A 25,777-nucleotide genomic window follows, 5' to 3' on the forward strand; every position below is an offset into this window, starting at 1 on the left:
TCCGTGAGTGGGGGTGCGGGGGGAAGCGCGCTGTTGGTCGAGTGGTCAGCGGCGCGGCGCATTGGCCCGCACCGCCCTATGCAGGGGCCTGCAGCCAGGTTTTACACGGTGCCGAGCCATTCGCTGCGTGTCAGCTCCCAGATCTCGAGCTGCATAGGCCCACAGACAAAATGCCCGTCTCGCACGCCTACCCTGCGCATCCCCTCGCGCTCCGATACTTTGCGCGAAGCATCGTTATCAACGGCTTTGGGCACCTGCATGAGCGGGCGCGCCAGGGTCTGAAACCAGTAGGTGTTGATGACCTCGCATGCCTCACGCATGTAACCCTTGCCCCACCACTGGGGCGCGAGCCAGAAGCCTCTGTTGTTCCCGGCTTGCTCGTACAGGCTGATACTTCCGATGCTGCGTTGGGGGTTGTCGATGGTGCGAATCATCCAGTGCCATTCGCGGCCCGCCGCCATGGCAGGCAAGGCAATATCGCGCACATACACCAGCGCCCCATCGTCCGGATACGGCCAGGGCACACGACGGTCGAGATAGCGGACAACCTCCCATTGCGGGAACAATTCCTGTATCTCGGGGGCATCCTCCAACTGCAGCGGGGTGAGGACAAGGCGTTTTGTATACAGGGTCGGTAGGCATTCCATAGCATCATTCCTGAGCACGCGCTGTGGTGGAGTGTGGATCCTCTGCCAATTAACCGATCAAGTCGAGCGTTCCTGGCTGAGTGAGTTGTGCCTACCTGCACCGTGCGGGCTATTTGGCACCTGCTGCCTGCGACAGCTTGCCAGGCCCTGAACTGGCGATACCAACCTCGGTCACGCTGCGCCGATTCACTCTCAGCGTTGTATAACGGGCGGGCTGCGTGGCGTTGAGCTTTTCAATCGAGGCGAGAAACGCCAGCGGGCTATCAAGGGGAAGTGCCTTGAGCGTGGCCATGTCCAGCTCCCACCAGCGGCTGTCCAGCAGCCGGCTGATCACGCCTTCGGGGTGGCGATAACGTATGATCTTTGCCGGGTTTCCGCCGACAATGGCGTAGGGCGGTACATCACGGGTCACCAGTGCCCGGGTGCCCACAATAGCGCCTGTGCCGACCTTCACGCCTTCCAGGATGGTCGCCCCCTCCCCCATCCACACATCATGGCCAATGGTCGCAAAGGACTGGTCAGGCCGATAGGTCAGGTGGTTGTTTTCATATTGGAAGGGGTGCGAACTGACCCAGTTGGACGGGTGAGTGTTCTTCTCCTGCCCAATCACGCAACCGGACCCTATCGAGCAGAACCGGCCTATCGAAGACACCAGCGAAAGCCTTGAATGGCTTCGGATGTAGGTGTGGGCACCAATGCTCACACGTGTGGACTCGATGTGTATGTGGCCCAGTTGGACGAAGGCTTCAATATCCGCTTCGGCAACTTTATTGAAGGTCTTTGAGCCACCCGCGATCTTGCCGCCTAACTGTCTGATGCGTTTTTTATACCGTGATTCTTTTATTGACTGGATCAGATTGAACATGCACAGCGATCTCTACGACTTTTGCAGAGTGTACCAAGCGGGTTGGCAAAAATCTTGACGCCCTAGGGCCACGCAAAACCGCAGACAACCAGTTGGAACTATTCCAGCAGCCGTGCCCCCTAACCCTGTGCGATATGCCCATTGCCAATCAAAGGAAGGTGTTATCAATCATGAAACGTGAACAGATCGAAGGGGTTGCACAGAAAGTGGCAGGCAAGGCACAGAGTGCGGCAGGCCAGTTTCTTGAAGATCAGGCCATGGAAGCCGAGGGTGATGTGCGCCAGGCATCAGGACAGCTCACCCAGACCTATGGTGACGCGCTGAACAATGTATCTGCATTTGTGAGAGAAAAACCGCTGACTGCACTGGCGGTCGGCGCAGCCATCACGCTGGTCGTCAGCCGCCTGCTCCGGCGCTGACGGCTGCCAGGAGCGGCCCTGGCGTGCATCGCAAGGGCCGTTCCTGCACCCGGCAGGCCGGACGCGCTGCTCACAGCACCGGTTTGCGCGCCACCCCGCTACGCCGCTTGGCCATCGCTGCCAGGCGCACTGCAACGTTTGCCGCCCCATACCCCGCATAGCCCCCCTTGCGCTGGATGATCTCGAAGAAGAAACGGTCCTCGAACGCCTCGGTATACACGTGGAACAGCTCGCCCCCTTGGGCATCGCGGTCGTACAGCACGTTGTAGTAGGCCAGTTCGCTGAGAAACTCGTCGTCGAAATCGAACCGCGCCGCCAGGTCGTCGTAATAATTCAGCGGTATCTCCAGCAGCGGCACACCGGCGTCCTTGGCGCGGGCCACTTCACGGAAAATATCCTCACAATCGAAAGCGATGTGGTGCACGCCAGAACCGCGATAGCTGGACAGCGCATGGGCGATGGCGGTGTTGCGGTTTTCCGAGATGTTCAGCGGCAGGCGCAGGCTCCCGCATTGGCTGCGCAGGGCGCGGCTCTTGACCAGGCCGTAGGGGTCGGGCAGCACCACCTCGTCATCGGCGGCAAAGTCGAACAGGCTCTTGTAGAACAGGACCCAGCTGTCCAGCGCCTCGGCCGGCAGGGCCAAGGCCATGTGATCGATGCGCTGCAGGCCGCCGGTGGTCGTGACGGCCTGGTCCAGAAGAAAGTCGGTATCGTACAGCGACGGGCCTTCCTTGCCCTGCTCCACCAGGTAGATCAGGCTGCCATCCGGGGCGCGCACGGCAGGGACCTCACATTCATTGGGGCCGACCAAGCCGCGAAACGGCTGGCCCCGGAAGTCGGTAGCGCGTTGCAGCGCCGCGTGCTCGTCCTTGACCCGCAGCGCGGTGGCGCACAATGACGGGCCATGGGCTTCGAAGAAGTTGTGGCCAAACGAGTACGGTTCGGCGTTGAGCACGATATTGATGTCGTTCTGGCGCAGCAGGCGCACGTCCTTGCTACGGTGCTTGCCGGCTTCGGTAAAGCCCAGGCGTTTGAGCCAACTGCCCAGACGCGCGCCGACCGCTTCGTCGACGGCAAATTCAAGGAATTCCACCCCGTCATAACCACTGGCGGCGGGCGGGGCGAACAGCACGCCCGGCTCGAGGGCCGTGCCTTCCTGTTGCAGGCGCAAGCGGGTCTGTTCCTCCAGGTACAACAGCGAACGCAAGCCATCGGCGGCATTTTGCCTGGGCGGCGCGGCGCGAAAACCGTCGTTGAAGATCTCCAGCGACAACGGGCCACGGTAGCCGGTGGCGAGGATGGGCGCGAGGAAGCCCGCCAGGTCCATCTCGCCCTGCCCTGGGAAGCAACGGAAGTGACGACTCCACTCCAGCACGTCCATGGCCAGGATCGGCGCATCGGCCATCTGCACGAAGAAGATCTTGTCACCGGGGATCCCGCGAATCGCAGCAGGGTCGCCCTTGAGCGACAGGGTGTGGAAGCTGTCGAGGATCACCCCCAGCGCCGGGTGGTCAGCCTGGCGCACCAGGTTCCACACCTGTTGGTACGTGTTGACGTGGCGGCCCCAGGCCAGGGCCTCATAACCGATGCGCAGGCCGCGCTGGCCGGCATGCTCGGCCAGCAGGCGCAGGTCGTCCACCAGCAATTGCTCATCGCCCAGCGCGTCGGCCTGCACGTTGCTGCACACCAGCACCAGGTCGGTGCCCAGCTCTTGCATCAGGTCGAACTTGCGCTCGGCGCGGTCGAGGTTCTTCTGCAGGCGGTCGCGGCGGCAGCCTTCAAAATCGCGGAACGGCTGGAACAAGGTAATGGCGATGCCGAGGTCGGCGCACATCTGCCGTACTTCACGGGGGCTACCGGCGTAGTAGAGCAGATCGTTCTCGAAGATCTCGACGCCGTCAAAACCGGCGGCGGCGATGGCTTCGAGCTTTTCCGGCAAGGTGCCGCTCAAGGACACGGTGGCTATCGAACGCTGCATGGTGAATTCCTTGTTAGGGGCTACGGGGCTGGCAGGTCGTGGTGCGTCTGTACCCGCCGCTACGCGAGTTGGCTGGCAATGCACCTTCTGACTGCTTGGCACCCTCGATTATTCGCAGGTAAAGTCACCCTATCAATGACTTTGTACGGAATGGTTAGTTTTGCGTTCGATTACCGAACAAAACCCGTTTCTACGAATTGATTCAGCGCAACCCGTGGGCAACCATGAAAACCAGACGCAGGCATACCGACCGCCACCGCCTGGCCCTGCCGGCAGTTCGGTGCAGCCCGCGCTGACAAGCCCAACGCACAACATAATAAGTTCAATAAAACGGGTACCGACCTATGCACACTTCGCTCGCCTTGTACCGCGCACCTGCTCGTTCGCTCTCCTGTTGCCCCCGACGCCACCTGCGATCGTCCGCCCTTTGAAAGCGCACCCAGACTCCCGATAGCGACTGCACAACCACTGGCCGCCGCCGGACGGCGCCAGCAGTGCGGCGACCAACAAGAACAACGGAGACAACGATGGCCCACTCAAGCTCTCAAGCCAAGAAAGCGACCGCCAGCGGATGGATAGGCTCGGCACTCGAGTACTACGACTTTTTCATCTATGCCCAGGCGGCGGCACTGATCTTCCCGCAGATCTTCTTCCCCAACACCGACCCGAAGATGGCCATCATTGCCTCGCTGGCCACCTACGGGGTGGGCTACCTGGCCCGCCCGGTCGGCGCCTTCGTGCTTGGCCATTGGGGCGACACCCGTGGTCGCAAGAACGTGCTGCTGCTGTGCATGTTCCTGATGGGCCTGTCGACCATGGCCGTGGGCCTGTTGCCGACTTATCACGACATTGGCCTGCTCGCCCCGGCGATGCTGGTGGTGCTGCGGCTGATCCAAGGTTTCGCCGTTGCCGGTGAGATTTCCGGGGCCAGTTCGATGATCATGGAGCACGCACCGTTCGGTCGACGCGGCTACTACGCCAGTTTCACCCTGCAGGGCGTGCAGGCTGGCCAGGTATTGGCAGCGGCCGTGTTCCTGCCACTGGCCTACTTCATGCCAAGCGAGGCGTTCAACGAGTGGGGCTGGCGCATCCCGTTCCTGATGAGTGCGGTGGTGCTGATTGCCGGTTTCATCATCCGCAAGGAAGTGCATGAAACCCCAGCGTTCGTGAAGGAAGAGCAGCAGGACAAAGTCGCCAAGTCGCCCATCAGCGAGGCCTTCCGCCATAGCTGGAAGCACATGGTGCTGGTGATGTTCATGGCCCTGATGAACGTGATTCCGGTGGTCGCGACCATCTTCGGCGCCGCGTATGCGGTGCAGCCTGCCTACGGCATCGGCTTCGACAAGAGCGTGTACCTGTGGATCCCGGTGGTGGGCAACATCGTCGCGGTACTGGTGATCCCGTTCATGGGCAACCTCTCTGACAAGATCGGCCGTCGCCCGACCATGATCGCTGGCTGCCTGGGCTCAGGGCTGCTGGCGTTCGTCTACCTGTATGCGATCAGCATTCAGAACGTACCCCTGGCCTTCGCCGCCTCCATCGTCATGTGGGGCATGGTGTACCAGGGCTACAACGCGGTATTTCCAAGCTTCTACCCTGAGCTGTTCCACACCCGCTACCGCGTGTCGGCCATGGCCATCGCACAGAACATCGGCACCATGCTGACGGCCATGCTGCCTGCACTGTTCGCCCTGGTGGCACCGCCAGGTTCGCAAAACATTCCGCTGGTGGTGGGTGGGCTGGCATTCCTTATTACCTGCGTGTGTGCCCTGGCTGCGTACATCGCGCCAGAAACCCATCGCCTGGCGATGGAAGACCTGGGCAATCCGCAGGCCAAGCCTATGGAAAAAGAGGCCTTTGAAGCCAGCCGCAAGGGGAGCTTTCAGGCAGTGAGCCACTGACAGATCGCCGGGGCCGCACAGCGGCCCCGGCACGTTCAGCCGTTAACCACTGCCCGCAACTGCTGCCACAGCGCTTCCACATGCTCACGCTCCGTTGGCAGCGCCCCCACCGACACCCGCACCATCCAGCGCCCATTCAAAGTCGCCGGGGTTACATACCCCTCACCGGACGCGTTGAGCCGCTCGGCCCAGGCCTTGGTATGCGCATCCAGCGCCTCCCCTTCCAGCCCCGCCGGCCGATGCTGGATGCACAAGGTCTGCAACTGAACTGGCGCCAACAGGGCCCAGTCCGGCGTTGCCTCGACCTGTTCAGCCAGCCAACGGGCATTGTCCAGGTCACGCCGCAAGCGTTGTTGCAACGCCTCTACCCCTTCGCTACGCAACATGAACCACAGCTTCAAAGCGCGGAACCGGCGACCCAGCGGGATACCCCAGTCGCGCAGGTTCTTCACCTCGCCATCGACCGCCGATTGCAGGTAGCTGGGGTTGGTGCTCATCACCCGGATCAGGTGCTGCGGGTCGCGCACGTAGTAGATCGAGCAGTCGAACGCCACGCCCAGCCATTTGTGGGCGTTGACCACCACAGAATCGGCCAGTTCGATGCCGTCCCACATCCAGCGGCACTCGGGCAGGATCATCGCAGAGCCGGCCATGGCCGAGTCAACGTGCAGCCACAAACCCTTGGCCTGGGCGATTTCGCCGATCGGACGCAGCGGGTCCAGCGCCGTGGTCGTCGTGGTGCCGGTGGTGGCGACCACCGCACAGGGCTGGTTGCCGGCGGCAATGTCCTGCTCGATGGCCACCTGCAAGGCCTCCGGACGCATGGCGAACTGCTCATCGGTGGCAATCAGGCGGATGTTGGCGCGGCCGAAGCCCGCCAGCAAGGCAGCCTTGTCCACCGAGCTATGGGCGTGGGCGCTGACATAGACGATCAGTGGCTTGGCTTCGGCCTGCAAGCCACCGCGCACCAAGGCGTAATCGGTGGCACGCTCGCGGGCGCAAATCAAGGCGACCAGGGTGCTGGTAGAGGCCGTGTCTTGGATCACCCCGCTCCACTGCGCCGACAGGCCTAGCAACTGGCGCAGCCAGTCGAGGGTGGTTTCCTCCAGCTCACTCAGCGCCGGGCTGGACTGCCACGACAGGCCCAGCACGCCCAGGCCGGTGCTGAGGAAGTCGCCGAGCACCGACGACAAGGTGCCATTGGACGGGAAGTAGCCATAGAAGTCCGGGTGTTGCCAATGCGACAAGCCAGGCATCACCAACTGGTTGACGTCATCGAGGATCGCGTCGAACGGCTCGCCCTGCTGCGGGGCAGCTACAGGCAAGGCGGCTTTCAGGTAGCCGGGTTCGACCTGGGCCATGACCGGGCGCTCGCCGACGGTTTGGCGGTAGTCGGCGATCAGGTCGATCAGTTGGTGGCCGTACTGGCGGAATTGTTCTGGGGTCACGCGCGGTCTCCTGTGGGCTCATGGGTGCTCGTGCTGGCCCAATCGCCGGCAGCCGGCGCCCACAGGGGCTGGCATTGCCCAAGATCGGTGGAGGCCCCGCGAGAGGGGCCGGCACAGACACCCTAATGCTCACAGTCTAGGCCGCTGCAGCCTGGCGAATAACCCCGCTTCGCGCATACCTGCTATGGCAAATCCGCATGCCCACCCTGCACGCCGAACTGCGACTGGCGCCACAACTCGAACACGCGGTTGCGCAACCAGCGATGCTCAGCCGATGCCTGCAAGCGCTGGTGCCACACCACCCAGTAGCGCTGGGTGTGGTCGACGAACCCCAGCGGCCGCCAGGCCAGGCCGTGCAGGCGGCTCAACTGACGGGCAATGTGCTCGGGCACGGTGGCCAGCGCCTGGCTGTTGCCGATCACCTGCACGGTGGCCGAGAAGAACGGCACTTCCAGGCTCACCCGCCGCTGCAGCCCTTGGCCGCGCAGGTGGCGGTCGATGAAGCTGTCCTTGTCACCCCCGCCAGAGATGCGCACATGCTTGAACGCCAGGTAATCGTCCTGGTTCAACGCTGCGCAGGCCGTCAGCGGATGATCCTGACGCATCAGGCACACCGCGCGGTCCTCGCCCAGCAGGCGACCATGCAGGTTGGGCGGCGACTCGTCGAACAGTGTGGTGGCCAGGTCGATCTCGCCACTGGCGAGCAAGGCGTATTGGCCGGCCTGCCAGGTGCGGTACTCGATGCTCACGCCGGGGGCCTCCTGCTCCAGCGCGGCCACCAACCGTGGCAGCATGTGCTCGGCGACATAGTCCGAAGCGGCCAGGCAGAAGCGCCGCTCGCAGCGCGCAGGGTCGAAGGAAGCAGGCTGGCGCAGGGCCTGAAGCTCTTCGAGGACCTGGCGCAGGGGTTCGACCAGCGCTTCGGCGTACTCGCTGAGCACGTAGCCACGGCCTTGGCGCACCAGCAACGGGTCGTCGAAGGCTTCGCGCAGGTGAGCCAGCTGCCGGCTCAGGGCTGACTGGCTGACGCCCAGCCGTTCGGCAGCGTGGCTGAGGTTCTTGAGCTGAAGCAGGCAGTCAAGGGTACGCAGGTGGGCGAGGCTGAGGGAGGCGAAGGTCGGGTTCATGCAGGCTCCCTGGTTGCATTCACCGGCCCGATCGCCAACAAGCCGGCCCCGCCACTACCCCACACGCCTGAAGGCCTGTGCCGTAGCCGCGCAGCCGGCTTGCCGGCGTTCGGGCCGCAAAGCGGCCCTGGTTTCAGTCGGTCAGGCCGACATAGACGTTTTGCACGTCGTCATTCTCGTCGATCGCTTCAAGAAACGCTTCAACCTCGGCCAACGCCTCGGCGCTCAGGCTGCCAGCGCTCACGGGGTTCTTCGGGGTATAGCCGATCTTCGCCGAAGTGACGGTAAAACCATGGTCTGGCAGGGCCTTCTGTACCGCGTCCAGGTCGGTTGTGTCGGTGATGAACAGAGTCGAGCCCTCTTCTTCACCTTCTTCGAAGTCCTGCGCACCGGCTTCGATAGCCGCCATTTCGGGGTCGGCGTCACCGTTGGGCGTCGCCTCGACCAGGCCTACGTGGTTGAAATCCCACGCCACCGAGCCGCTGGCACCCAGCTGGCCTTTGCGGAACAGCACGCGGATCTGCGCAACGGTGCGGTTGACGTTATCGGTTAGGCACTCGACGATCAGCGGCACCTGGTGCGGCGCGAACCCTTCGTAGCTCACCGCATGGTACTGCACCGCATCACCGTCCAGGCCGGCACCCTTGCGGATCGCGCGTTCCAAGGTTTCGCGGGTCATCGAGGCCTTCTTGGCCTGCTCGATGGCCAGGCGCAGGCGCGGGTTCATGTCCGGGTCGGCGCCAGATTTGGCGGCGATCTGAATTTCCTTGGACAGCTTGCCCATGATCCTGCCTTTGGCGTTGGCCGCGGCTTCTTTATGTTTGGCTTTCCACTGTGCGCCCATGTCGACTCTCTTGTTTCAGCGGCCGGTTCAGGAAGCGACCGGCCAAAAAGTGGGAGCAGTTTATACGCCCTCGCCCCCCTGTTCGACAAGAAATCTCACGCTTTGTCGGCCTTGCCCGCCGCCGCTGCAAACCGCGCCAGCCGCACATCCAGGTGGCGTGGCCGCACCCCACGGTCCTCGGCCCGCTCCTTGCGGCGGATGGCGTTGCGCACCACCAGCGAGCCGAGGTAGCGGATCGGCTCAGGCGGGAACCAGCCCAGCGGGCCTTTGACCAAGGGCGAGCGGGTCCACGGGTTGTCCAGCCCCAGGGCCAGCGACGAGAGAATCTGCCCGCCCATGTGGCACGGCCCGACGCCGCTGCCGGAGTAACCGAAGCCATAGAACACGTTGCTTTGCCCGTCCAGCCGGCCGAAGAACGGCAGCCCGGTCACCGAGCGGTCCGACGGGCCATTCCAGCTGGCCGCCAGTGGCACTTCTTCCAGGGCGGGGAAAAACTCGCCCAGGCTTTCGCGCAGCAGCGGCTGGTACGGCGAGGGCTGGTCGAATACCGGCAGCATGCGCCCACCATAGGCAAAGGTGTTGCCGCCCTTGCCCAGCATCAGGCGACCGTCGCTGGTGTTGTGGTAGTAATGCACGAAAATGCGCGAATCGAGGACGCTGACGCCCGTGTTCAGACCAATTTCGCCCAGCAACTCGGGGCACGGCTCGGTGATGACCATGTCGCTGGAGACGATCGCCACGCTGCGTTCGAACTGCGGGAAGGCCCGCGCCATCCAGGCATTGAGCCCCAGCACCACGCGGTCAGCACGCACTGTGCCATGGGCTGTGCGTACCTGCACCGGGCTGCCATGTGCCAGGCCGGTCATGGCCGTGCCTTCATGGATGCGCACCCCGCGCTGCAGGGCCACACGGCGCAGGCCGCGCACCAGCCGGCCCGGCTGCACGGTGGCGGCGGCCGGCGAGAACCAGCCTTCCAGGTGCCGCGCAGAGCCTGCCAGGCGCTGCACCTGGTCCAGCGCCAGGCGCTCGAACGAATTGATCCCCTTGCGTTCCAGCGCAGCGATTACCGCATCGGTGGCGCCGACCTGGGCCTGGTTGGTGGCGGTGTACAGGGTGCCGTCCAGGCGGTAGTCACAATCGATGCCGTTGGCGGCGCAGAACGCACCGATGGCACCGATGCTGCGCTCCGACTCACGGACCAGGCGCACCGCCTCGGCCGCACCGAACAGGCGCTCAAGGGTGAAGTACTTGGCCGACCAGGACAACGCGCATCCGCCGTTACGCCCACTGGCACCCGCACCGCAGATGTCCGCCTCGAGCAGCAGCACATCCAGCGCCGGTACCGCTTCCTTGAGCATCAGTGCAGTCCACAGCCCGGTATAGCCGCCGCCGACGATGCACACGTCACAACGGGCATCGCCTTGCAGCGGCGGGCATGCCGCATCCTGCGCTGAATCCAAAGCCTGTTGCAGCCAGAAGGGTCTCATTCGCTCGCTTTCCTTTAGGTACGCAGTGGCTTGATCGCCATGCTGGTATTGGGTGCCACATCATTGGCCTGGGCTACGCTGGCCGGGCGGCTGTTCCAGTGCGGCAACAGCACCAAGGCCGAGAACAGGGCGCAGCCGGCAAACACGATGAACACCGTGACGCTGTCGAAGTAGCCAGGCAGCAGGCCGCCCAGCACCGCGCCCACCGAGCCGCAGCCGTTGACAAAACCGGCCGCCGTCGCGCCAGCCTTGGCCGTACCGAAATCGATGGCCGCCGCGCCGCTGATCATCGAGTCCGGCCCGTACAAGGTCAGGCCCATGACGAACAACAGGCCTACCACCAGGCTGATGCTGCCGCTGTGCATGGCCGCCATGAACGCCGCCAGGGTCACCGTCAGCAACACCAGGCTGATCACACAGGCCGGCATGCGCCGGGCACCGAACAGTTTGTCCGACGCCAGCCCGATCATGATCGGGCCTAGCAACCCGGCCAGTTCAAAGGCCGTGGGAATGATGGCTGCGCCAACCTTGCCCACCGAAGGCATCTGCTCGAAGACGATCACCGGGCCCCACAGCAAGATGGCGTAGCGCGCCGGCTTGAGCAGAAAGTACGCCAGCCCCAGGGTCAGTACGGTGCGGTTGCGCAGGATCTCGCGCAGCGGTGCCCACACACTGCACAGATGGCTGCCTGGCGCCATGCTCTGGGGCTCGGGCTCTACCGCCGGCAGGCCGACATCTTCGGGTTTGTTGCGCTGCAGAAAGAAGAACAGCACCGCCACCGCTGCCACCACTGCCGCACTGGAGAAGAACGCTGCGTGCCAGGTACCGACCAGGGTGTAGGCCCACCAGCCGGCGAACGGCGAGGCCACCAGACCACCGAAGGCATAGCAGGAGCTCCACAGGCCCAACACGCGGCCACGCTGCGAGGCGGGGAAAAAGCTGCCGATGTTCTTGCACAACCCGGCCCAGCCAGTGGATTGCGCCAGGCCTTGGACAAGCATGCAGGTAGCGAAGATCGGGAAGGTTGCATAACTGCCCATAACCACCGCCGCTGCCGCCGAAATCAGCAGACCGCCGAGCACCACCACACGCGGGCCGAAGCGGTCGGCGAGCATGCCCCACGTGAACTGGCCCACGGCGTAGGCGGCCAGGTAGATGGCGTCAAGGTTGGCCATGGCGGCCTTGTCGAGCATGAATGTCGGGTCTTCACCAATGCCGAGCTTGGCCACGGAGAAGGCCTTGCGGGTGAAGTAGAAGGCGGCGTAGGCCAGCCAGGTGATAGCAAAAATCTGAATGCGCCAGCGTTTGAACGCGGCTAGGGATTGGTTCATGGTGAGTCTGACCTCTTGTTCAAGTGTGCCGGCAGAATGTGAAGAAACGCCTGTCTTGTTGTTGTGTTGCGCACTGCATGACGTGGCTCGTCATCTGGTCAGATGGCGCAGGAACGTGCGCCATGGCCCGGCGGCCGCTTAGGGCGGCGTGGGGTTGCAGAACATGGAAACAGCTGGTGACTGATAAATAAAATCGATTTATCGTATTTCACACATAAGCTCAGCTTGTTACTGGAGTCGACATGTCGGTGTCCCACGCTCAACTCAAGGCCTTTCACGCGGTGGCCGTGCACGGCAGCTTCACCCGCGCCGCGCAAAAGCTGTTCCTCACCCAACCGGCGGTGTCCGATCAGGTGCGCAAGCTCGAGGAGCGCTTTGGCGTGTTGCTGTTTCACCGCAACAAGCGCTCGGTCCAACTGACCGACCTGGGCGAGCGCCTGCTGGGCATCAGCCAGCGCCTGTTCGCCTGCGAGGCCGAAGCCCACGAACTGCTGCAGGACTCCCGCGCACTGCACACCGGCAGCCTGGTGCTGGCGGTGGATGCCCCGGTCCACGTGCTGCCGCAGGTCGCGCGCTTCTGCCAGCGATATCCCGGCATCCAGGTGAAGGTGGAAACGGGCAACACCGACGAGTCCCTGGCCAGGCTGTTCAGCTATCAGGCCGACCTGGCGCTGCTGGGTCGCGATGTCGACGATGAGCGGCTGTATTGCGTGCCCCTGCGCCGCGACCCGATGGTGGCGTTCGTCTCGCACAACCACCCGTGGGCCAGCCGTGGTTCGATCAACCTGGCCGACCTGGACGACACGCCGCTGGTGCTACGTGAACCGGGCTCGGTGACACGGCAGACGCTGGAAGAAGAGATGCAGCGCGCCGGGTTGCGGATTCGCCCGGCGATCCAGGTCGAAGGCCGGGAAGCGGCGCGCGAGGCCGTGGTGGTGGGGATTGGCGTTGGGGTGGTGTCGGCGGCCGAGTTTGGTGCGGACGCACGGGTATGTGCATTGCCGATCGTCGACTGCCAGCGGCATTTGACCGAGACATTGGTGTGCCTGAGCGAACAGCGGACGCGGCGGGTGGTGGCGACCTTCTTGCAGGTGGTGCAGGAAGCGATGTAGCGGCGCACGGCCGTACAACTATTCTGGTTCTACCCACCATCAAGAGGCAGCCATGCTCTTTCGCCTAGCCGCCGACACCCTGGTCCTGCTGCACCTGGGCTTCATCCTGCTGGTACTGTTCGGCGGCCTGCTGGTGCTCAAATGGCGCGCCGCCCTGCTCGTCCACCTCCCCGCCCTGGCCTGGGGCCTGGCGGTGGAGGGGCTGCACCTGCAATGCCCGCTGACCGACTGGGAAAATCGCATGCGCGAGGGCGCCGGCGATGCCGGCTATCACGGTGGTTTCGTCGAGCATTACCTCTGGCCGCTGATCTACCCCGCCGGGTTGACCCCACAGATCCAGCTGCTACTGGCCACCCTGGTGCTGCTGCTCAACCTCGGCGTCTACGGTTACGTGATCTGGCGCTGGCGCCACCGCTAGCGGGTGGCAACCACAAACAGCCGCGGGAACGGCAGCAGCACCTTGCCGTCGCTGGCCGGCGGATAGTCGCGCTGCATGGCCTGCAGGTACATCTGCAGGAAGTCCGCCTGCTCCTGCTCGTCCAGCTTTGCCAGATAGGGGCGCAGCGCCGACCCCTTGAACCATTCCACCACCGCCTCGGCGCCGCCCGGCAGCGGGTGATGGTAGGTGGTGCGCCACACATCCACCCGGGCGCACAACGGGCTGAGCAGGTCGTAGTAGAACGCGGCATTGTGCCGGGGCGGCAAGCTGAAGTCGGCGAACTTGTCCGCCCAGCGTCCACGGCTGGCGACCTCCCGCAGTTGGCGGTGGGCGGGCTCGTCAAGGTTGTCCGGGGTCTGTACGGCCAGGCTGCCGCCTTCGCTCAACTGGCGCACCAGGTGCGGGTAGAGCGAACCGTGATCGGGCACCCATTGCAGTGAGGCGTTGGCCAGGATCAGGTCCTGCGGTTCGGGCGCGGCCCAGCTGGCGATGTCGGCGATTTCGCAGCGCACACGCGGGACCCGCAAGCGCTGCCGCTCGCGGGCCTTTTCGATCATGTCGGGGTCGCTGTCCAGTGCCGTCACCTGGGCATCCCCATGGCGCTGCAACAACACCTCGGTGGAGTTGCCGGGGCCGCAGCCCAGGTCGGTGGCATGGCGCACCGGGCGCGGCGGCACGGCGGTCAGCAGGTCACGCACAGCGCGGGTGCGCTCGTCTTCGAACAGGGAATACTGAGTGGCAGACCAGGCCATGGGGGCCTCCTTTTGGCGGACAGTGTGCACAGCATAAGCCATGTGCCAGCCCTTAGGGCCGCTTTGCCACCTTCAGAAATCCCCAGGTGGCCGTGCCCGGTACGGCCCGGCAGCCTATGCTTGAGGTCTGACCCGACACGCGCATGCCCATGAAAACATTCCTCACCCTCGCCATCCTGGCGCTGATCGCTGCCGCCGCCCTCCTCGGCTCACCGTGGATGAACGGACGCTTCCATATGCCTGCGGACCAAACCCCGGCCCAACAACGCGAAACGGCCGGGTCCCCAAGGGAGCCGGCCGTTTCGAACCACCACTAGCGCTTAGTGCTGCCTGGCGCTGCGGATCTGATGCACCACACCCATGGCCACCACGATGGCGGCGGCAATACCGGTGGAGATCACCAGGATCTGGTAGTCAGGCATGAAGGCCATGGTCACCAGGGCGGCGATGATGAAGGCAATCACCAGGTAGGTCAGCCAAGGGAACAGCCACATCTTAAGGCGCACTTCCTTGCCTTCGGCGATCAGCTTGCGGCGCATGCGAAGTTGCGAGAAGGCGATCACCAGGTACACCAGCAAGGCGATCATGCCGGTGGTGTTCATCAGGGTTTCCAGTACGTCTTTCGGGCGCAGGGTCTCGCTGAAGTTGATCAGCGCGCAGACCACGGCCACGGCGCAGGAACCGATGATCGCGTAGACCGGTACGCCAGTGCCAGCGCGGGTGATCTTGAAGAACGATGGCGCGTCGCCACGCTGGGCGAGGGAGAACAGCATGCGCGAGGCCGTGTAGTGGCCCGAGATCAGGCAGCTGCTCACCGAGGTCAACACCACGAAGTTCATCAGCAGCTCGGCGTGCGGTACGCCCAGCAATTCCAGGGTGCGGCGGTAGGCGCCATAGCCGGAAACGCCCAGTTGCGGGTCGTTCCACGGTACCAGGCAGACGATCAGGAAGATCGAACCGACGTAGAACAGGCACACACGCCATACCACCGAGTTGGTGGCCTTGACGATCTGGGTGGCCGGGTCCTTGGCTTCAGAGGCGGCGATAGTGACGATTTCAGCGCCCAGGAAGGCGAACATCACCCCAAGCAACGCACCGATCACCGTCGTGATGCCATTGGGCATGAAGCCTTCGGCGGTCAGGTGGGTCATGCCACGCACTTCACCGTACTGCCAGATGTTCATCACCGCGGCGGTACACACCACCAGGAAGCAGATGATCGCCACCACTTTGATCAGCGCGAACCAGAACTCGAATTCACCGTAATGCTTGACGTTGAAGAAGTTCACGGTGATCAGCAACAGGGTCGTGGCCAGCACGAACACGTTGACGCTCACATCCGGGAAGAAGCCATGCAGGATCTTGCCCGCCACATAGGCTTCCCAGGCCATGAGGATGACCCAGTACCACCAGTACAGCCAGCCAATGGTGAAGCCGGCCCAACGGCCAATGGCGCGGTCAGCGTAAGTGGAGAACGAGCCGGTGTCGGGCGAGGATGTCGCCATTTCACCGAGCATGCGCATGATCAATACCACCAGGATGCCGCCTGCCAGGTAGGCCAGGACAGCGGCCGGGCCGGCGCTGTGGATCACGCTGCCGGAACCGACGAACAAGGCGCCGCCGATAACCCCGGCGATCGACATCATCGTCAGGTGGCGCGACTTGAGCGAGGCACTGAGTTTGCTCTCGTGCCCGCTTTTCGCGGTGGTGGTTGTGGATGTTGCGTCCATCAGTTGTGTACCCCGTGCTTCTTTTTATCCAAGGAAAACTGTGAGTCCGCGATGGTCATCGGCTCACCTGTACATCAGTGCTAATGCGGGCAGGAGGTGTGCAAATACACACGCAGGCCTTCCGTGGCGGCCTGCTGACGCGCCCCAGGGTTTGCCCCAGGGGCGAACTGAACATGCTTTATGTGGCGATATCTGACACCTAATGTAAAAATGTCCGCCACAGAGAGCCATGCACAGTGGCATGAATCTCGCACTGCACTGTACAGGCCGCCAATGCAATACACCTTGCCGGCGCCTAGCGTTACGCACCCCTCAAGGCACCCGAATGCTCGAATTACACCCAGACTCCTCGACGCCGTTGGTCAACCAGATCATCGACGGGCTGCGCGAGCTGATCGACAACCAGACCCTCAAGCCAGGCGCCAAAGTCCCGTCAATTCGCGCCTTTGCCGCCACCTATTCGGTCAGTACCTTCACCGTGGTGGAAGCGTACGACCGGCTGGTGGCCCAAGGCCTGTTGGTGAGCAAGGGCAATGCCGGGTTCTTCGTCAATCGCGCGGTGGCCGAGTTGCTGGACAACCACAGCAGCGAAGCTGACGCCAGTCGACCATCGTTCAACTCCGAATGGTACCTGCAGCAGATCTTCGAAACCCGCCAACTGCCGTTCAAACCGGGGTGTGGCTGGCTGCCTAACGACTGGATGTACGAAGACGGGCTGCGTCGCGGCCTGCGCCAGGTGGCCGGCAGCCCGCTGGAGCTGTCGGGCTATGGCGACCCCATGGGCCTGCCGGAGCTGCGTGCACTGACCGCGCAGAACCTGCAGCAGGAATTGTCGATCGTGGCCAACCCGGCGCAACTGATGCTGACCCACGGCGCCAGCCAGGCCTTGGACCTTGCCGTGCGCACCCTCGTGCGGCCCGGTGACGTGGTGCTGGTGGACGACCCCGGCTACCCCAACCTGATGAGCATCCTGCGCACCCAGGGCGCCACCCTCATCGGTGTGCCGCGCACACCAACGGGCTATGACCTCAACCACCTGGAACACCTGCTGGCGCATCACCGCCCTACGGCCTTTTTCACCCAGCCACACCTGCACAGCCCGACCTGCTCGCGCACGCCCCTGCCCCAACTGCACCGGCTGCTGCAACTGGCCAGCCAGCACAGCTTGCGCCTGGTGGAAAATAACCTGTACGCCGACATGGTCGCCGAGCCACAACCGTGCCTGGCCAGCCTCGATCACCTGCAGCAAGTGGTGTACGTGGGCAGCTACTCCAAGAGCATCTCGCCCAACGTACGGGTCGGCTACCTGCTGGCTAACCCGGAGCTTTCGCAACAGCTGTTGCACCTGAAGATGCGCTCGGGCCTGACTACCTCGCAGGTAATGGAGCGCGTGGTGTACGCCGCGATCATCGACGGCCGCTGGCGCAAGCACCTCAAGCGCCTGCGCCAGCGCCTGGCGGAGGCGCACCAGGAAGTCGGCCGCCACCTGCACCGGCTGGGTTTCGAGCTGTTCATCGAGTCGGACGAAGGCATGTACATCTGGACCCGCCACCCGGCGATTCCCGACAGCGCGGCGCTGCTGGATGATGCGCTGGAGAAAGGCATCATGCTTGGGCCTGGGCAGTTGTTCATGGTCGATGCCAAGCCGACCGGGTGGATGCGGTTCAATGTGGCGTTCAGTACCGACCCGGCGATGTGGGAGCTGCTGGAGAAAGTGCTGGTGAAGCATGTACGGCGTGCCAGCCTGTAGGCACCACACGGTTGACCTAGGACACCCGTACTATTGAGGCCGTAGGGCGTACGCCCCTAGATTGTCCCTGCGCTGCGCAGGCGCGCATTGCATGGACAAATCAGGAGACAAGCATGTTCAAGACACCAACACCTCAGGACACAACCAACACCGATACCCTTCAAGTGCTGAGCGACACAGACCTCGACAACGTCTCGGGCGGCGTGTTCTGGGAAATGGGCATGGAGTGGGCGAATGATCCGTTCGTGCGCCTTGAATACCCTGGCATCAGCTGGCCCAAAGGCGGCGCCCAGTGGTGGGCGTAACAGCACCAACAGCTGCGGGGCGCTGAGCGCCTCGTCTGTTCCGGCCCTTTCGCGGGGCACGCCCGCGAAAGGGCCGGCAGCGACAACGCCATTATCGGCCCCTGCGCCCTACCGCCAGTCCGCCTTATCGGCGAAGAACGCTTGCGCATTCGCTTCCAGGCTCTGCAGGTGGTACCCACCCTCCTGCACGATCACGCACGGCAACTGCAACGCCCGAATCCGCTCACCCAACGCCGCGAACCCTTCGGTGGTCACCGCCACCTTGCTCTGTGGGTCCAGCGTGTAGATGTCGAACCCCAGCGACAACACCAGCACCTGGGCACCAAAGTCCTTCACTGCAGCCAGTGCGACCTCCAGCTGGGCCATGAACTCCGCCTCGCTGGCGCCATGGGCCATCGGCAGGTTGAGGTTATAGCCCTTCCCCGCACCGCTGCCGCGCTCATCCGCGAAGCCTGCAACGGCGGGGTAGAAGTTGGTCGGGTCGCCATGGGTCGACACGTACAGCACATCGTTGCGCTCGTAGAAGATCTCCTGAATGCCCTGCCCATGGTGCATGTCGGTGTCGAGGATCGCCACGCGGCTGTAGCGGCTGCGCAGGGCCTGGGCGGCGACAGCGGCGTTGTTGATGTAGCAGAAGCCACCGGCGGCATCGAAGCGCGCATGGTGCCCCGGTGGGCGGCACAGGGCATAGGCGGCGGGCTCGCCATCGAGGATAGCCTTGGCCGCTGCCACAGCGCTCTGCGCCGACCAGTAGGCCGAGTGCCAGGTGTGTTCGCCTACCGGGCAGCTGCCATCGGCCAGATAGCGCCCGGCCTGGGCGAGGATGCCGCGCAGGGCGTTGGGCTCGCGCACGAAGATGTTCGACATGACCTCGTCGCCCCAGTCCTCGGGCACCTCCTTCCAGCGTGCATGGGCTTCTTCGAGGAATGCCAGGTAGGCCTCGCCGTGTACCGCCTTGAGCGGATCCAGGCCGGCATCCTCGGGTTGGCGCATGTCGAAGCCTAGCCCCTTGGCCGCCTGCAGCAGGCGCTGGGCGCGCTCGGGGACTTCCTGGGGGGTGCGCATGGCGCCGCGCGAGTAGTAGCTGCGTGGATGGTGCAGCAACTGTTCAGGGTGAAAGTAGCAACGCATCAGGCTTCTCCTTGTTCTACACGGCCAGCACGGGCCAGCACGGCGTTAAGCAGCACGTCAGCACCCTGGCGGGCATCCTCGGGCAGCACGTCTTCCGCCTCGTTGTGGCTCAGGCCACCGACACAGGGGATGAAGACCATGGCCGTGGGGCAGTAACGGGCCAACAGAATGGCGTCGTGGCCGGCGCCACTGACGATCGACTGCTGGGTATAGCCCAGGCCATCGACCGCCTGCTGCACGGCAGCCACGCAGTCGGCGTCGAACGGGGTCGCCGGGCTGACCCAATGGCGCACGATGCGTACCTGCAAGCCCCGTTGCGCAGCGATGGCTTGCAGCGTGAGCCCAAGCTCACGTTCCATCGCCTCGATGGCGTCATCACGGTGATGACGCAGGTCGACGGTGAAGCGCAGCACGCCTGGGATGGTGTTACGCGAGGATTTGGCAATCGACAGTTCACCCACCGTGGTCAGGCCTTCGGGGGCGAAATCGGCAGCCAGTTGCTCCACCGCCTGGATCATCCTTGCGGCGCCATACAGGGCGTCCTTGCGCAGCGGCATCGGCGTGGTGCCGGCGTGGGCGGCCATGCCTTCGACCGTTACGTCGAGCCAGCGTATGGCCTGGCCGCCACTGACCACGCCAATGCATTTGGCGTTGTCTTCAAGGATGGGGCCTTGCTCGATATGCGCCTCGAAGTAGGCATCGACCTTACCGCCCAGTGGGCGTTGCCCTGCGTAACCGGTGCGCTGCAGCTCATCGGCCACGCTGATGCCATCGGCATCGCGGATGGCCAGCGCCTGCTCAAGGGCCAGGGTGCCGGTGAACACCGCCGAGCCGAACATGGCCGGGGTGAAGCGCGCGCCCTCCTCGTTGGTCCACACTGCAATTTCCAGCGGTTTGCGGGTCTGGATGTTCAGGTCATTGAGGCGACGTACCACCTCCAGACCTGCCAACACGCCGTAGACGCCATCGAAGCGGCCGCCTTCAGGTTGGGTATCGAGGTGGCTGCCCATCATCACCGGGGCGGCATCCGGGTCCGAGCCCAGGCGGCGGGCGAACAGGTTGCCGATGGCATCCACCGTCAGGCTCAGCCCCGCCTCGCGGCACCAGTGGCTGAACAGTTCGCGGCCGGCCTTGTCCTCGTCGCTCAGGGCCAGCCGGCAGCTGCCGCCGCGGGCGGTGGCACCGACCTCAGCCATGGCCATCAGGCTCGCCCACAGGCGTTCGCCATTGCTTTTCAACATGTGCGGGTACTCCAAAAACAAAGCGGTTGAATCAGGCCAGCTCAAGGCGCTGGCTAAGGGCGTACTGACGCGCCAGGGCAAGCACGCAAACCAGCGAAAGGGTGGCGATCACGGTGTAGAACACCGCCATCGGCCACCACTGACCGGTGAAGGTATGGGCCAGCCAGGTCCCGATCAGTGGCGTCAGGCCACCGGCGATGGCGCCGCACACCTGGTAGGCCAGGGAAATGGCGGTGTAGCGCACGCGGGTTTCGAACATCCCGCTGACGTAACCGGCAATCACGGCGTAGAACGACGCCATGCAGGCCGCTGCCAGTGCGATGCCGAGCACGATCAGCGGGCCTTGGCCTGAGCTGACCAGCACGAACATCGGGTAGGGCGAGGCCATGGCCAACACTGCAACCAGGGCCAAGAAACGCGTGGCACCGATCTTTTCCGACAACCACGCAGCCATCGGCTGAACGCAGAACTGGATGATCGCCACGAAGAACAGGCATTCAAGGATCAGCGAACGCTCCAGGTGCAGTTGCTGGGTGGTGTAGCTGATCATGAAGGTATTGGTGAAATAGACCCCGGCGATGCCCAAGGTATTGGCACCGATGCACAGCAGCAGCGGGCGCCAGGCGGTACGCAGTACTTCCAGTACCGGCGCCTGCTCCTTGCGCTTGGCCTTCGCGGCCTGCTCGCGGCTGGCGATGAATTCAGGCGACTCATTGACCCCCAGGCGGATCGCCAGGCCCACCAGCAGCAACAAGGCGCTGGCCAGGAACGGCACGCGCCAACCCCAGTTCATCAGGTCTTCCTCGGGCAGGCGGGTGACAGCGCCGAACGCCAGCAGCGAAAGGATCAACCCGGCCGGGCTGCCCAGCTGGGCGAACGAGGCGAAGAAATTGCGTCGGCCTTTGGGCGCATGCTCGCCGGCCATCAGCACTGCCCCACCCCATTCGCCCCCCACGGCGATACCCTGGATCACCCGCAGGATGATCAGCAGCACCGGCGCGGTGGCTCCGATTTGCGCATAGGTCGGCAGCAGGCCGATGCACACGGTGACGATGCCCATCATCAGCAGGGTGATGACCAGCGATTTCTTGCGGCCGATACGGTCACCCACATGGCCGAAGACGATGCCACCGAGCGGCCGGGCGAAGAAGCCCACGGCGAAGGTGCCGAACGCGGCCATGGTGCTGAACAGGCTGTTGTCGGAAGGGAAGAACAACGCACCGAACACCAGCGCGGCGGCGGTGGCGTAGATGTAGAAGTCGTACCACTCGATCATGGTGCCAATGAACGCGGCCGCGGCGGCACGGCGCGGCTGGGGCGAAGCGGTGGGCTTCATGGGGGGCTCCTTTGCTTGTTTTTCTGGCAGGAGTTGATAGGTCACGGTGGCGCTCTGCTGGCGCTTGAGTGCGATTTATCGTCCCAGGGCTATGATTAGTCAATTTTCTATTTATTATTTGCACTATTAGCCATGCTTATCATAGAGCCCTGACATGTCCGACCGCCTGCTCAACGATCGCCTCGACTGGAACCTGCTGCGCACCTTTCGCATCATCGGCCAGGAGCTGTCCATCAGCCGCGCGGCAGCGCGCCTGCACCTGACCCAGCCGGCGGTGAGCCAGGCACTCAAGCGCCTCGAGGAACAGCTTGGCCGCCAGTTGATCGCCCGCCGCGGGCCACGCTTCGTACTCACCGACATGGGCGAGCAACTGTTCCAACTGGCGGGAGAGGTGTACGGGCAGATGTCGCAGATCGGCGGCCTGCTGGAACAGCCCGGGGACGCGTTGGTGGGCAAGGTCCGGCTACTGATGATCAGCCGGATCGTCAGCGAACGCTTCGATGCCTTTCTTGCCGATTTCCACCGCCAGCACCCGCGGGTGGACGTGGAAATCGATGTGATGCGCAGCTCGGATATCGTCGCTGCCTTGCAGGAAAAAACCGCCACCGCAGGGCTGAGCCTCAACCGTCGTGCGCAACCGCGCCTGGAGCAGCGGTTGTTCCTGCGCCAGCGCTATGCGTTTTTCTGCGGCAAGCACCACGCCCTGTTCGGCCAGGCGGAAGGCGACCTGCAGCGGGAGAATTTCGTCAGTTTTACCAGTGACCAGATTGGCGGCATGCTTTCACCGCTGACCATCTTCCGTGACCAGCAGGGGTTTTCCGGGCGGATCGTGGCGTCTTCGCCAAGCCTTGAAGAGGTGCGCCGCCTGGTGATCGCCGGGTTTGGCATCGGCTGCCTGCCAGAGCACGTGGTGGCGGCCGATGTGGCAGCGGGGCTGCTGTGGAAGCTACCGCCCCAGGAGGGAATCGCCGATGTGGACATCCACCTGCTGTGGAACAGGGACCAGCGCCTGAGCCGGGCGGAAGCGGTGTTCATCGAGGCGCTACAAGCCAGCCTCGACTGAAGGGAGGAGGATGCCCCTCCCCCGTGCGATCAGCCTTCCAGCGCCGAAGAGGTTCAGAGGTCCTTCACCAGACGCAACGCGTCATAAATGGCGGCATGGGTGTTGCGCGAGGCTACCGCGTCGCCAATGCGAAACAACTGGAAGCGCCCCTCGTCGCGGCGCGTGACAGCCTGCGGGCGGCCGGCAATCAGGTCCAGGTACTGCACCGCGCCTTCATTGCTCGACAGCGGGACCAGTTGAAAATACAGCTCGTCCAGTGGCCGGGTGCCGTGGTTGACCACCACCTGATCGAACAGGCGGGTCTGGCGCAGCTCGCTGTAGTCGGTGCCGATGGTCGCCAGCAAACCGCCATCAGTCCGGGCCACGGCCTTCAGCCGCCAGGTCACGGTAAACGTTGTGTCCAGCTGTTGCAGTGCCCGCATGTAAGGCACCAGGTTCATGCCCATGACCTCGGGCGAGAACGCCCGGTCGGGGGTCATGATTTCGGTGCGTGCCCCACTTTGCGCGATGAACTCTGCAGCCTGCAGCGCGGCATGATCACCGGCATCGTCGTACACCAGCACATTGCGCCCAGGCTTGACGTCGCCAGCGATGATGTCCCAGCTCGACACCACCAGCTCGTTGCCTTGCTCCAGCACGTCGATGTGCGGTAGGCCGCCGGTGGCGACAATGACCACATCAGGGGCCTGGTCAAGGATGATCTGGCGGTCGGCCCAGACGTTGTAGTGGAAGGTCACCCCCAGCCGTTCACACTGGGCCAGGCGCCAGTCGACGATGCTGATCATTTCCTTGCGCCGTGGCGATTGCGCGGTCAGGCGGATTTGCCCACCGGCCTTGTCGGCCACCTCGTAGACCACCACTTCATGGCCCCGCTCGCCCGCCACCCGTGCCGCCTCGAGGCCCGCAGGGCCGGCACCGATGATGACCACCTTGCGCCGCTGCGCCGCCTTGGGTATCAGGTGCGGCATGGTCGTTTCACGGCCAGTGGCCGCATTGTGGATGCAGTAGGCAGCACCGCCGTTGTAGATGCGGTCCAGGCAGTAGTTGGCGCCGACGCAAGGGCGGATGTCGTCTTCGCGGCCTTCGATGATCTTGCGTACGATGTGCGGGTCGGTCATGTGCGCGCGGGTCATGCCGACCATGTCCACCAGGCCGGCGGCAATGGCATGGCGAGCAGTGGCGACGTCCGGGATCTTTGCCGCATGGAAGGTCGGGAAGCCCGTCAGCGCACGGATCTCCCCGGCAAAGTCCAGGTGCGGTGCATTGCGCATGCCCTGGACCGGGATGATATCGGTAAGGCCGGCGTCAGTGGCGATGTTGCCGCGGATCACGTTGAGGAAGTCGATCATGCCGCTGTGCTGCAGCCGTTGCGAAATCTGCATCCCCTCCTCCCGGGTCAGGCCGCCGGCCAGCGCTTCGTCGCCGGTGTAGCGGATGCCGACGATGAATCGGTCACCGACCCGCTGGCGGATGGCCGCAAGCACTTCGAAGGTGAAACGCAGACGGTTTTCCAGGGAGCCACCGTAGATGTCCTGCAGTTCGTTGGTCAGTGGCGACCAGAACTGGTCCATCAGGTGCCCGTAAGCCTCCAGCTCGATACCGTCGAGCCCGGCGGCCTGCATGCGCTCGGCGGCATCAGCGTAGTCCTTGATGATGCGTTCGATGTCCCAGATTTCCAGGCGCTTGGGGAAGGCCCGGTGCGCCGGTTCCTGGTTGTGCGACGGCGACACGACGGGCAACCAGTCCCCCTTGTCCCACCGCGTGCGTCGCCCCAGGTGGGTGAGCTGAATCATCACCGCCGCGCCGTGCTCGTGGCATGCGTCGGTCAGGTCCTTCATCCAGCCGACCACTTCGTCCTTGTAGGCCAACACGTTGTTGAACGCCGGTGGGCTGTCACGCGAGATGGCGGCCGACCCTGCCGTCATGGTCAGGGCAACACCTGCCTTGGCCCGTTCCACGTGATAGGCACGGTACAGGTGCTTGGGCATGCCGTCTTCGGCGTAAGCGGGCTCGTGGGAGGTGGTGATGATGCGGTTGCGCAAGGTGAGGTGCTTGAGTGCATACGGCTGAAGCAACGGATCATTGGACATGGTCGTTCTCGCGTTCAGGTCATCAGGCAAAATCGACATTAGCCCCCATGTACACCAGTGTCAATAAAATAGACAGTGGTGTACATGACGCTTGCCAGCCCCCCGTGGATACGGAACAATGCGGCCATGAACATGACCTCTAACACCCCGGAAAACGCCGCCCGCGGCTCGATCGAGAGCTGGCTCAACGCAGCGTTCGAAACCCTCAAGGAATCGGGGGTGGATGCGGTGCGGGTGATGCCCCTGGCCAAGAAGCTCAACCTCGCCCGCACCAGTTTCTACTGGTATTTCGAAGACCGCGAAGCGTTGCTCTTGGCGTTGATCGAGCAATGGAAGCACAAGAACACGCGTAACCTGGTGAACCAGTCACAGGCGTATGCGGCCACCATTACCGAAGCAATTCTCAATGTGTTCGATTGCTGGCTGAACGATGCATTGTTCGATTCGCAGTGCGAGTTCGCCATGCGCAGCTGGGCGCTGCAGTCGCAGCAGGTGGCCGAGGAAATCAAGCACGCCGACAGCCTGCGCATCGACGCGCTGAAGCAGATGTTCGACCGTTTCGGCTTCAGCGACGACGCCGCAACGACCCGCGCCCGTTCGATCTACCTGACCCAGATCGGCTACATCAGCATGAAAACCGATGAGCCGCTGGCCCAGCGCATGCGCTTCATCCCCGAGTATCTGCGGGTGTTTACCGGCGAAGAACCGACCGCGCAGGAGCTGGAGCGCTTCTACCAGCGCAACGACTTCGGGCCGTCAGCGGACTGACTGACCGCCAGCA

22 protein-coding genes are annotated in these 25,777 nt (G+C 63.8%); 8 read left to right on the forward strand and 14 right to left on the reverse strand.

The window, feature by feature from the left end:
• Positions 1-101: 101 nt before the first annotated feature.
• Positions 102-647, reverse strand: coding sequence for a GNAT family N-acetyltransferase (locus L6D80_RS14380; RefSeq protein WP_054902771.1), 546 nt, complete (start codon positions 645-647; stop codon positions 102-104).
• Positions 648-756: 109 nt separating this feature from the next.
• The gene (locus L6D80_RS14385) at positions 757-1,512 is read right to left on the reverse strand and encodes a CatB-related O-acetyltransferase (RefSeq protein ID WP_176512649.1); all 756 of its coding nucleotides are present in this window, start codon (positions 1,510-1,512) and stop codon (positions 757-759) included.
• A 170-nt stretch (positions 1,513-1,682) separates the two neighbouring features.
• Here L6D80_RS14385 and L6D80_RS14390 point away from each other — a divergent pair, with 170 nt between their 5' ends.
• Positions 1,683-1,931 (forward strand): CsbD family protein, encoded by a 249-nt coding sequence (locus L6D80_RS14390; RefSeq protein ID WP_176512650.1) that lies wholly within the window; start codon positions 1,683-1,685, stop codon positions 1,929-1,931.
• A 70-nt stretch (positions 1,932-2,001) separates the two neighbouring features.
• On the opposite strand, the gene quiC is transcribed toward L6D80_RS14390, so the two are convergent.
• Positions 2,002-3,909 (reverse strand): 3-dehydroshikimate dehydratase QuiC, encoded by a 1,908-nt coding sequence (gene quiC / locus L6D80_RS14395; protein ID WP_176512651.1) that lies wholly within the window; start codon positions 3,907-3,909, stop codon positions 2,002-2,004.
• A gap of 527 nt (positions 3,910-4,436) precedes the next feature.
• On the opposite strand from quiC, the gene L6D80_RS14400 reads away from it, so the two are divergent.
• Positions 4,437-5,810, forward strand: coding sequence for an MFS transporter (locus tag L6D80_RS14400; protein ID WP_176512652.1), 1,374 nt, complete (start codon positions 4,437-4,439; stop codon positions 5,808-5,810).
• A gap of 35 nt (positions 5,811-5,845) precedes the next feature.
• On the opposite strand, the gene L6D80_RS14405 is transcribed toward L6D80_RS14400, so the two are convergent.
• The 5 genes from L6D80_RS14405 to L6D80_RS14425 form a co-directional block, all read right to left on the reverse strand.
• Positions 5,846-7,258 (reverse strand): DOPA decarboxylase, encoded by a 1,413-nt coding sequence (locus L6D80_RS14405; protein WP_176512653.1) that lies wholly within the window; start codon positions 7,256-7,258, stop codon positions 5,846-5,848.
• 182 nt (positions 7,259-7,440) lie between these two features.
• A complete protein-coding gene (locus L6D80_RS14410) occupies positions 7,441-8,385 on the reverse strand; it encodes a LysR family transcriptional regulator (RefSeq protein WP_054902777.1) in 945 nt (314 codons plus the stop codon).
• 133 nt (positions 8,386-8,518) lie between these two features.
• Positions 8,519-9,229, reverse strand: coding sequence for a YebC/PmpR family DNA-binding transcriptional regulator (locus L6D80_RS14415; protein ID WP_054902778.1), 711 nt, complete (start codon positions 9,227-9,229; stop codon positions 8,519-8,521).
• A 95-nt stretch (positions 9,230-9,324) separates the two neighbouring features.
• A complete protein-coding gene (locus L6D80_RS14420; protein WP_176512654.1) occupies positions 9,325-10,716 on the reverse strand; it encodes an FAD-dependent oxidoreductase in 1,392 nt (463 codons plus the stop codon).
• Positions 10,717-10,730: 14 nt separating this feature from the next.
• Complete coding sequence (locus L6D80_RS14425; protein WP_054902780.1) at positions 10,731-12,047, reverse strand: MFS transporter; 1,317 nt, start codon at positions 12,045-12,047, stop codon at positions 10,731-10,733.
• Between the two features lie 242 nt (positions 12,048-12,289).
• Between L6D80_RS14425 and L6D80_RS14430 the strand changes: the two genes are divergently transcribed.
• Positions 12,290-13,159 carry a LysR substrate-binding domain-containing protein gene (locus L6D80_RS14430; RefSeq protein WP_176512655.1) on the forward strand — a complete coding sequence of 290 codons (870 nt, stop codon included), beginning with the start codon at positions 12,290-12,292 and terminating at the stop codon, positions 13,157-13,159.
• Between the two features lie 52 nt (positions 13,160-13,211).
• Complete coding sequence (locus tag L6D80_RS14435; protein ID WP_054902782.1) at positions 13,212-13,577, forward strand: DUF2784 domain-containing protein; 366 nt, start codon at positions 13,212-13,214, stop codon at positions 13,575-13,577.
• Here L6D80_RS14435 and tam read toward each other — a convergent pair.
• Positions 13,574-14,350 carry a trans-aconitate 2-methyltransferase gene (gene tam, locus L6D80_RS14440; protein ID WP_054902783.1) on the reverse strand — a complete coding sequence of 259 codons (777 nt, stop codon included), beginning with the start codon at positions 14,348-14,350 and terminating at the stop codon, positions 13,574-13,576. The genes L6D80_RS14435 and tam overlap by 4 nt on opposite strands.
• A gap of 320 nt (positions 14,351-14,670) precedes the next feature.
• Complete coding sequence (locus tag L6D80_RS14445) at positions 14,671-16,080, reverse strand: amino acid permease (RefSeq protein ID WP_054902784.1); 1,410 nt, start codon at positions 16,078-16,080, stop codon at positions 14,671-14,673.
• 325 nt (positions 16,081-16,405) lie between these two features.
• Between L6D80_RS14445 and L6D80_RS14450 the strand changes: the two genes are divergently transcribed.
• On the forward strand, positions 16,406-17,830 hold the full coding sequence (locus tag L6D80_RS14450; RefSeq protein WP_054902785.1) for an aminotransferase-like domain-containing protein: 1,425 nt from the start codon (positions 16,406-16,408) through the stop codon (positions 17,828-17,830).
• 113 nt (positions 17,831-17,943) lie between these two features.
• Positions 17,944-18,135 carry a hypothetical protein gene (locus L6D80_RS14455; protein WP_054902786.1) on the forward strand — a complete coding sequence of 64 codons (192 nt, stop codon included), beginning with the start codon at positions 17,944-17,946 and terminating at the stop codon, positions 18,133-18,135.
• Between the two features lie 108 nt (positions 18,136-18,243).
• On the opposite strand, the gene L6D80_RS14460 is transcribed toward L6D80_RS14455, so the two are convergent.
• From L6D80_RS14460 to L6D80_RS14470, 3 genes are read right to left on the reverse strand one after another with little or no spacing between them, the layout of a single operon-like run.
• The gene (locus tag L6D80_RS14460; protein ID WP_176512656.1) at positions 18,244-19,266 is read right to left on the reverse strand and encodes a histone deacetylase family protein; all 1,023 of its coding nucleotides are present in this window, start codon (positions 19,264-19,266) and stop codon (positions 18,244-18,246) included.
• Entirely contained in the window at positions 19,266-20,507 is a 1,242-nt protein-coding gene (locus L6D80_RS14465; RefSeq protein WP_054902788.1) for a Zn-dependent hydrolase, read from the reverse strand. The genes L6D80_RS14460 and L6D80_RS14465 overlap by 1 nt, the downstream gene beginning before the upstream one ends.
• A gap of 31 nt (positions 20,508-20,538) precedes the next feature.
• Positions 20,539-21,843 (reverse strand): MFS transporter, encoded by a 1,305-nt coding sequence (locus L6D80_RS14470; RefSeq protein WP_176512657.1) that lies wholly within the window; start codon positions 21,841-21,843, stop codon positions 20,539-20,541.
• Between the two features lie 154 nt (positions 21,844-21,997).
• On the opposite strand from L6D80_RS14470, the gene L6D80_RS14475 reads away from it, so the two are divergent.
• Positions 21,998-22,906, forward strand: a complete 909-nt coding sequence (locus L6D80_RS14475) for a LysR family transcriptional regulator (protein ID WP_176512658.1) — start codon at positions 21,998-22,000, stop codon at positions 22,904-22,906.
• Between the two features lie 53 nt (positions 22,907-22,959).
• Here L6D80_RS14475 and L6D80_RS14480 read toward each other — a convergent pair whose 3' ends face one another.
• Positions 22,960-24,996: an NADH:flavin oxidoreductase gene (locus tag L6D80_RS14480; RefSeq protein ID WP_176512659.1), complete on the reverse strand. Its 2,037-nt coding sequence runs from the start codon at positions 24,994-24,996 to the stop codon at positions 22,960-22,962.
• 126 nt (positions 24,997-25,122) lie between these two features.
• On the opposite strand from L6D80_RS14480, the gene L6D80_RS14485 reads away from it, so the two are divergent.
• A complete protein-coding gene (locus L6D80_RS14485) occupies positions 25,123-25,764 on the forward strand; it encodes a TetR/AcrR family transcriptional regulator (RefSeq protein WP_054902792.1) in 642 nt (213 codons plus the stop codon).
• The last annotated feature ends 13 nt before the right edge of the window (positions 25,765-25,777 follow it).

Origin of the sequence: Pseudomonas ceruminis (assembly GCF_021602025.1) — a bacterium.
Classification (GTDB): domain Bacteria; phylum Pseudomonadota; class Gammaproteobacteria; order Pseudomonadales; family Pseudomonadaceae; genus Aquipseudomonas; species Aquipseudomonas ceruminis.

Bases quoted from the DNA above. Each gene is read 5' to 3' on its own strand.
- L6D80_RS14380 (WP_054902771.1), bottom strand. From the start codon at position 647: ATGGAATGCCTACCGACCCTGTATACAAAACGCCTTGTCCTCACCCCG.
- L6D80_RS14385 (WP_176512649.1), bottom strand. From the start codon at position 1,512: ATGTTCAATCTGATCCAGTCAATAAAAGAATCACGGTATAAAAAACGC.
- L6D80_RS14390 (WP_176512650.1), top strand. From the start codon at position 1,683: ATGAAACGTGAACAGATCGAAGGGGTTGCACAGAAAGTGGCAGGCAAG.
- quiC (WP_176512651.1), bottom strand. From the start codon at position 3,909: ATGCAGCGTTCGATAGCCACCGTGTCCTTGAGCGGCACCTTGCCGGAA.
- L6D80_RS14400 (WP_176512652.1), top strand. From the start codon at position 4,437: ATGGCCCACTCAAGCTCTCAAGCCAAGAAAGCGACCGCCAGCGGATGG.
- L6D80_RS14410 (WP_054902777.1), bottom strand. From the start codon at position 8,385: ATGAACCCGACCTTCGCCTCCCTCAGCCTCGCCCACCTGCGTACCCTT.
- L6D80_RS14415 (WP_054902778.1), bottom strand. From the start codon at position 9,229: ATGGGCGCACAGTGGAAAGCCAAACATAAAGAAGCCGCGGCCAACGCC.
- L6D80_RS14420 (WP_176512654.1), bottom strand. From the start codon at position 10,716: ATGAGACCCTTCTGGCTGCAACAGGCTTTGGATTCAGCGCAGGATGCG.
- L6D80_RS14425 (WP_054902780.1), bottom strand. From the start codon at position 12,047: ATGAACCAATCCCTAGCCGCGTTCAAACGCTGGCGCATTCAGATTTTT.
- L6D80_RS14430 (WP_176512655.1), top strand. From the start codon at position 12,290: ATGTCGGTGTCCCACGCTCAACTCAAGGCCTTTCACGCGGTGGCCGTG.
- L6D80_RS14435 (WP_054902782.1), top strand. From the start codon at position 13,212: ATGCTCTTTCGCCTAGCCGCCGACACCCTGGTCCTGCTGCACCTGGGC.
- tam (WP_054902783.1), bottom strand. From the start codon at position 14,350: ATGGCCTGGTCTGCCACTCAGTATTCCCTGTTCGAAGACGAGCGCACC.
- L6D80_RS14445 (WP_054902784.1), bottom strand. From the start codon at position 16,080: ATGGACGCAACATCCACAACCACCACCGCGAAAAGCGGGCACGAGAGC.
- L6D80_RS14450 (WP_054902785.1), top strand. From the start codon at position 16,406: ATGCTCGAATTACACCCAGACTCCTCGACGCCGTTGGTCAACCAGATC.
- L6D80_RS14455 (WP_054902786.1), top strand. From the start codon at position 17,944: ATGTTCAAGACACCAACACCTCAGGACACAACCAACACCGATACCCTT.
- L6D80_RS14460 (WP_176512656.1), bottom strand. From the start codon at position 19,266: ATGCGTTGCTACTTTCACCCTGAACAGTTGCTGCACCATCCACGCAGC.
- L6D80_RS14465 (WP_054902788.1), bottom strand. From the start codon at position 20,507: ATGTTGAAAAGCAATGGCGAACGCCTGTGGGCGAGCCTGATGGCCATG.
- L6D80_RS14470 (WP_176512657.1), bottom strand. From the start codon at position 21,843: ATGAAGCCCACCGCTTCGCCCCAGCCGCGCCGTGCCGCCGCGGCCGCG.
- L6D80_RS14475 (WP_176512658.1), top strand. From the start codon at position 21,998: ATGTCCGACCGCCTGCTCAACGATCGCCTCGACTGGAACCTGCTGCGC.
- L6D80_RS14480 (WP_176512659.1), bottom strand. From the start codon at position 24,996: ATGTCCAATGATCCGTTGCTTCAGCCGTATGCACTCAAGCACCTCACC.
- L6D80_RS14485 (WP_054902792.1), top strand. From the start codon at position 25,123: ATGAACATGACCTCTAACACCCCGGAAAACGCCGCCCGCGGCTCGATC.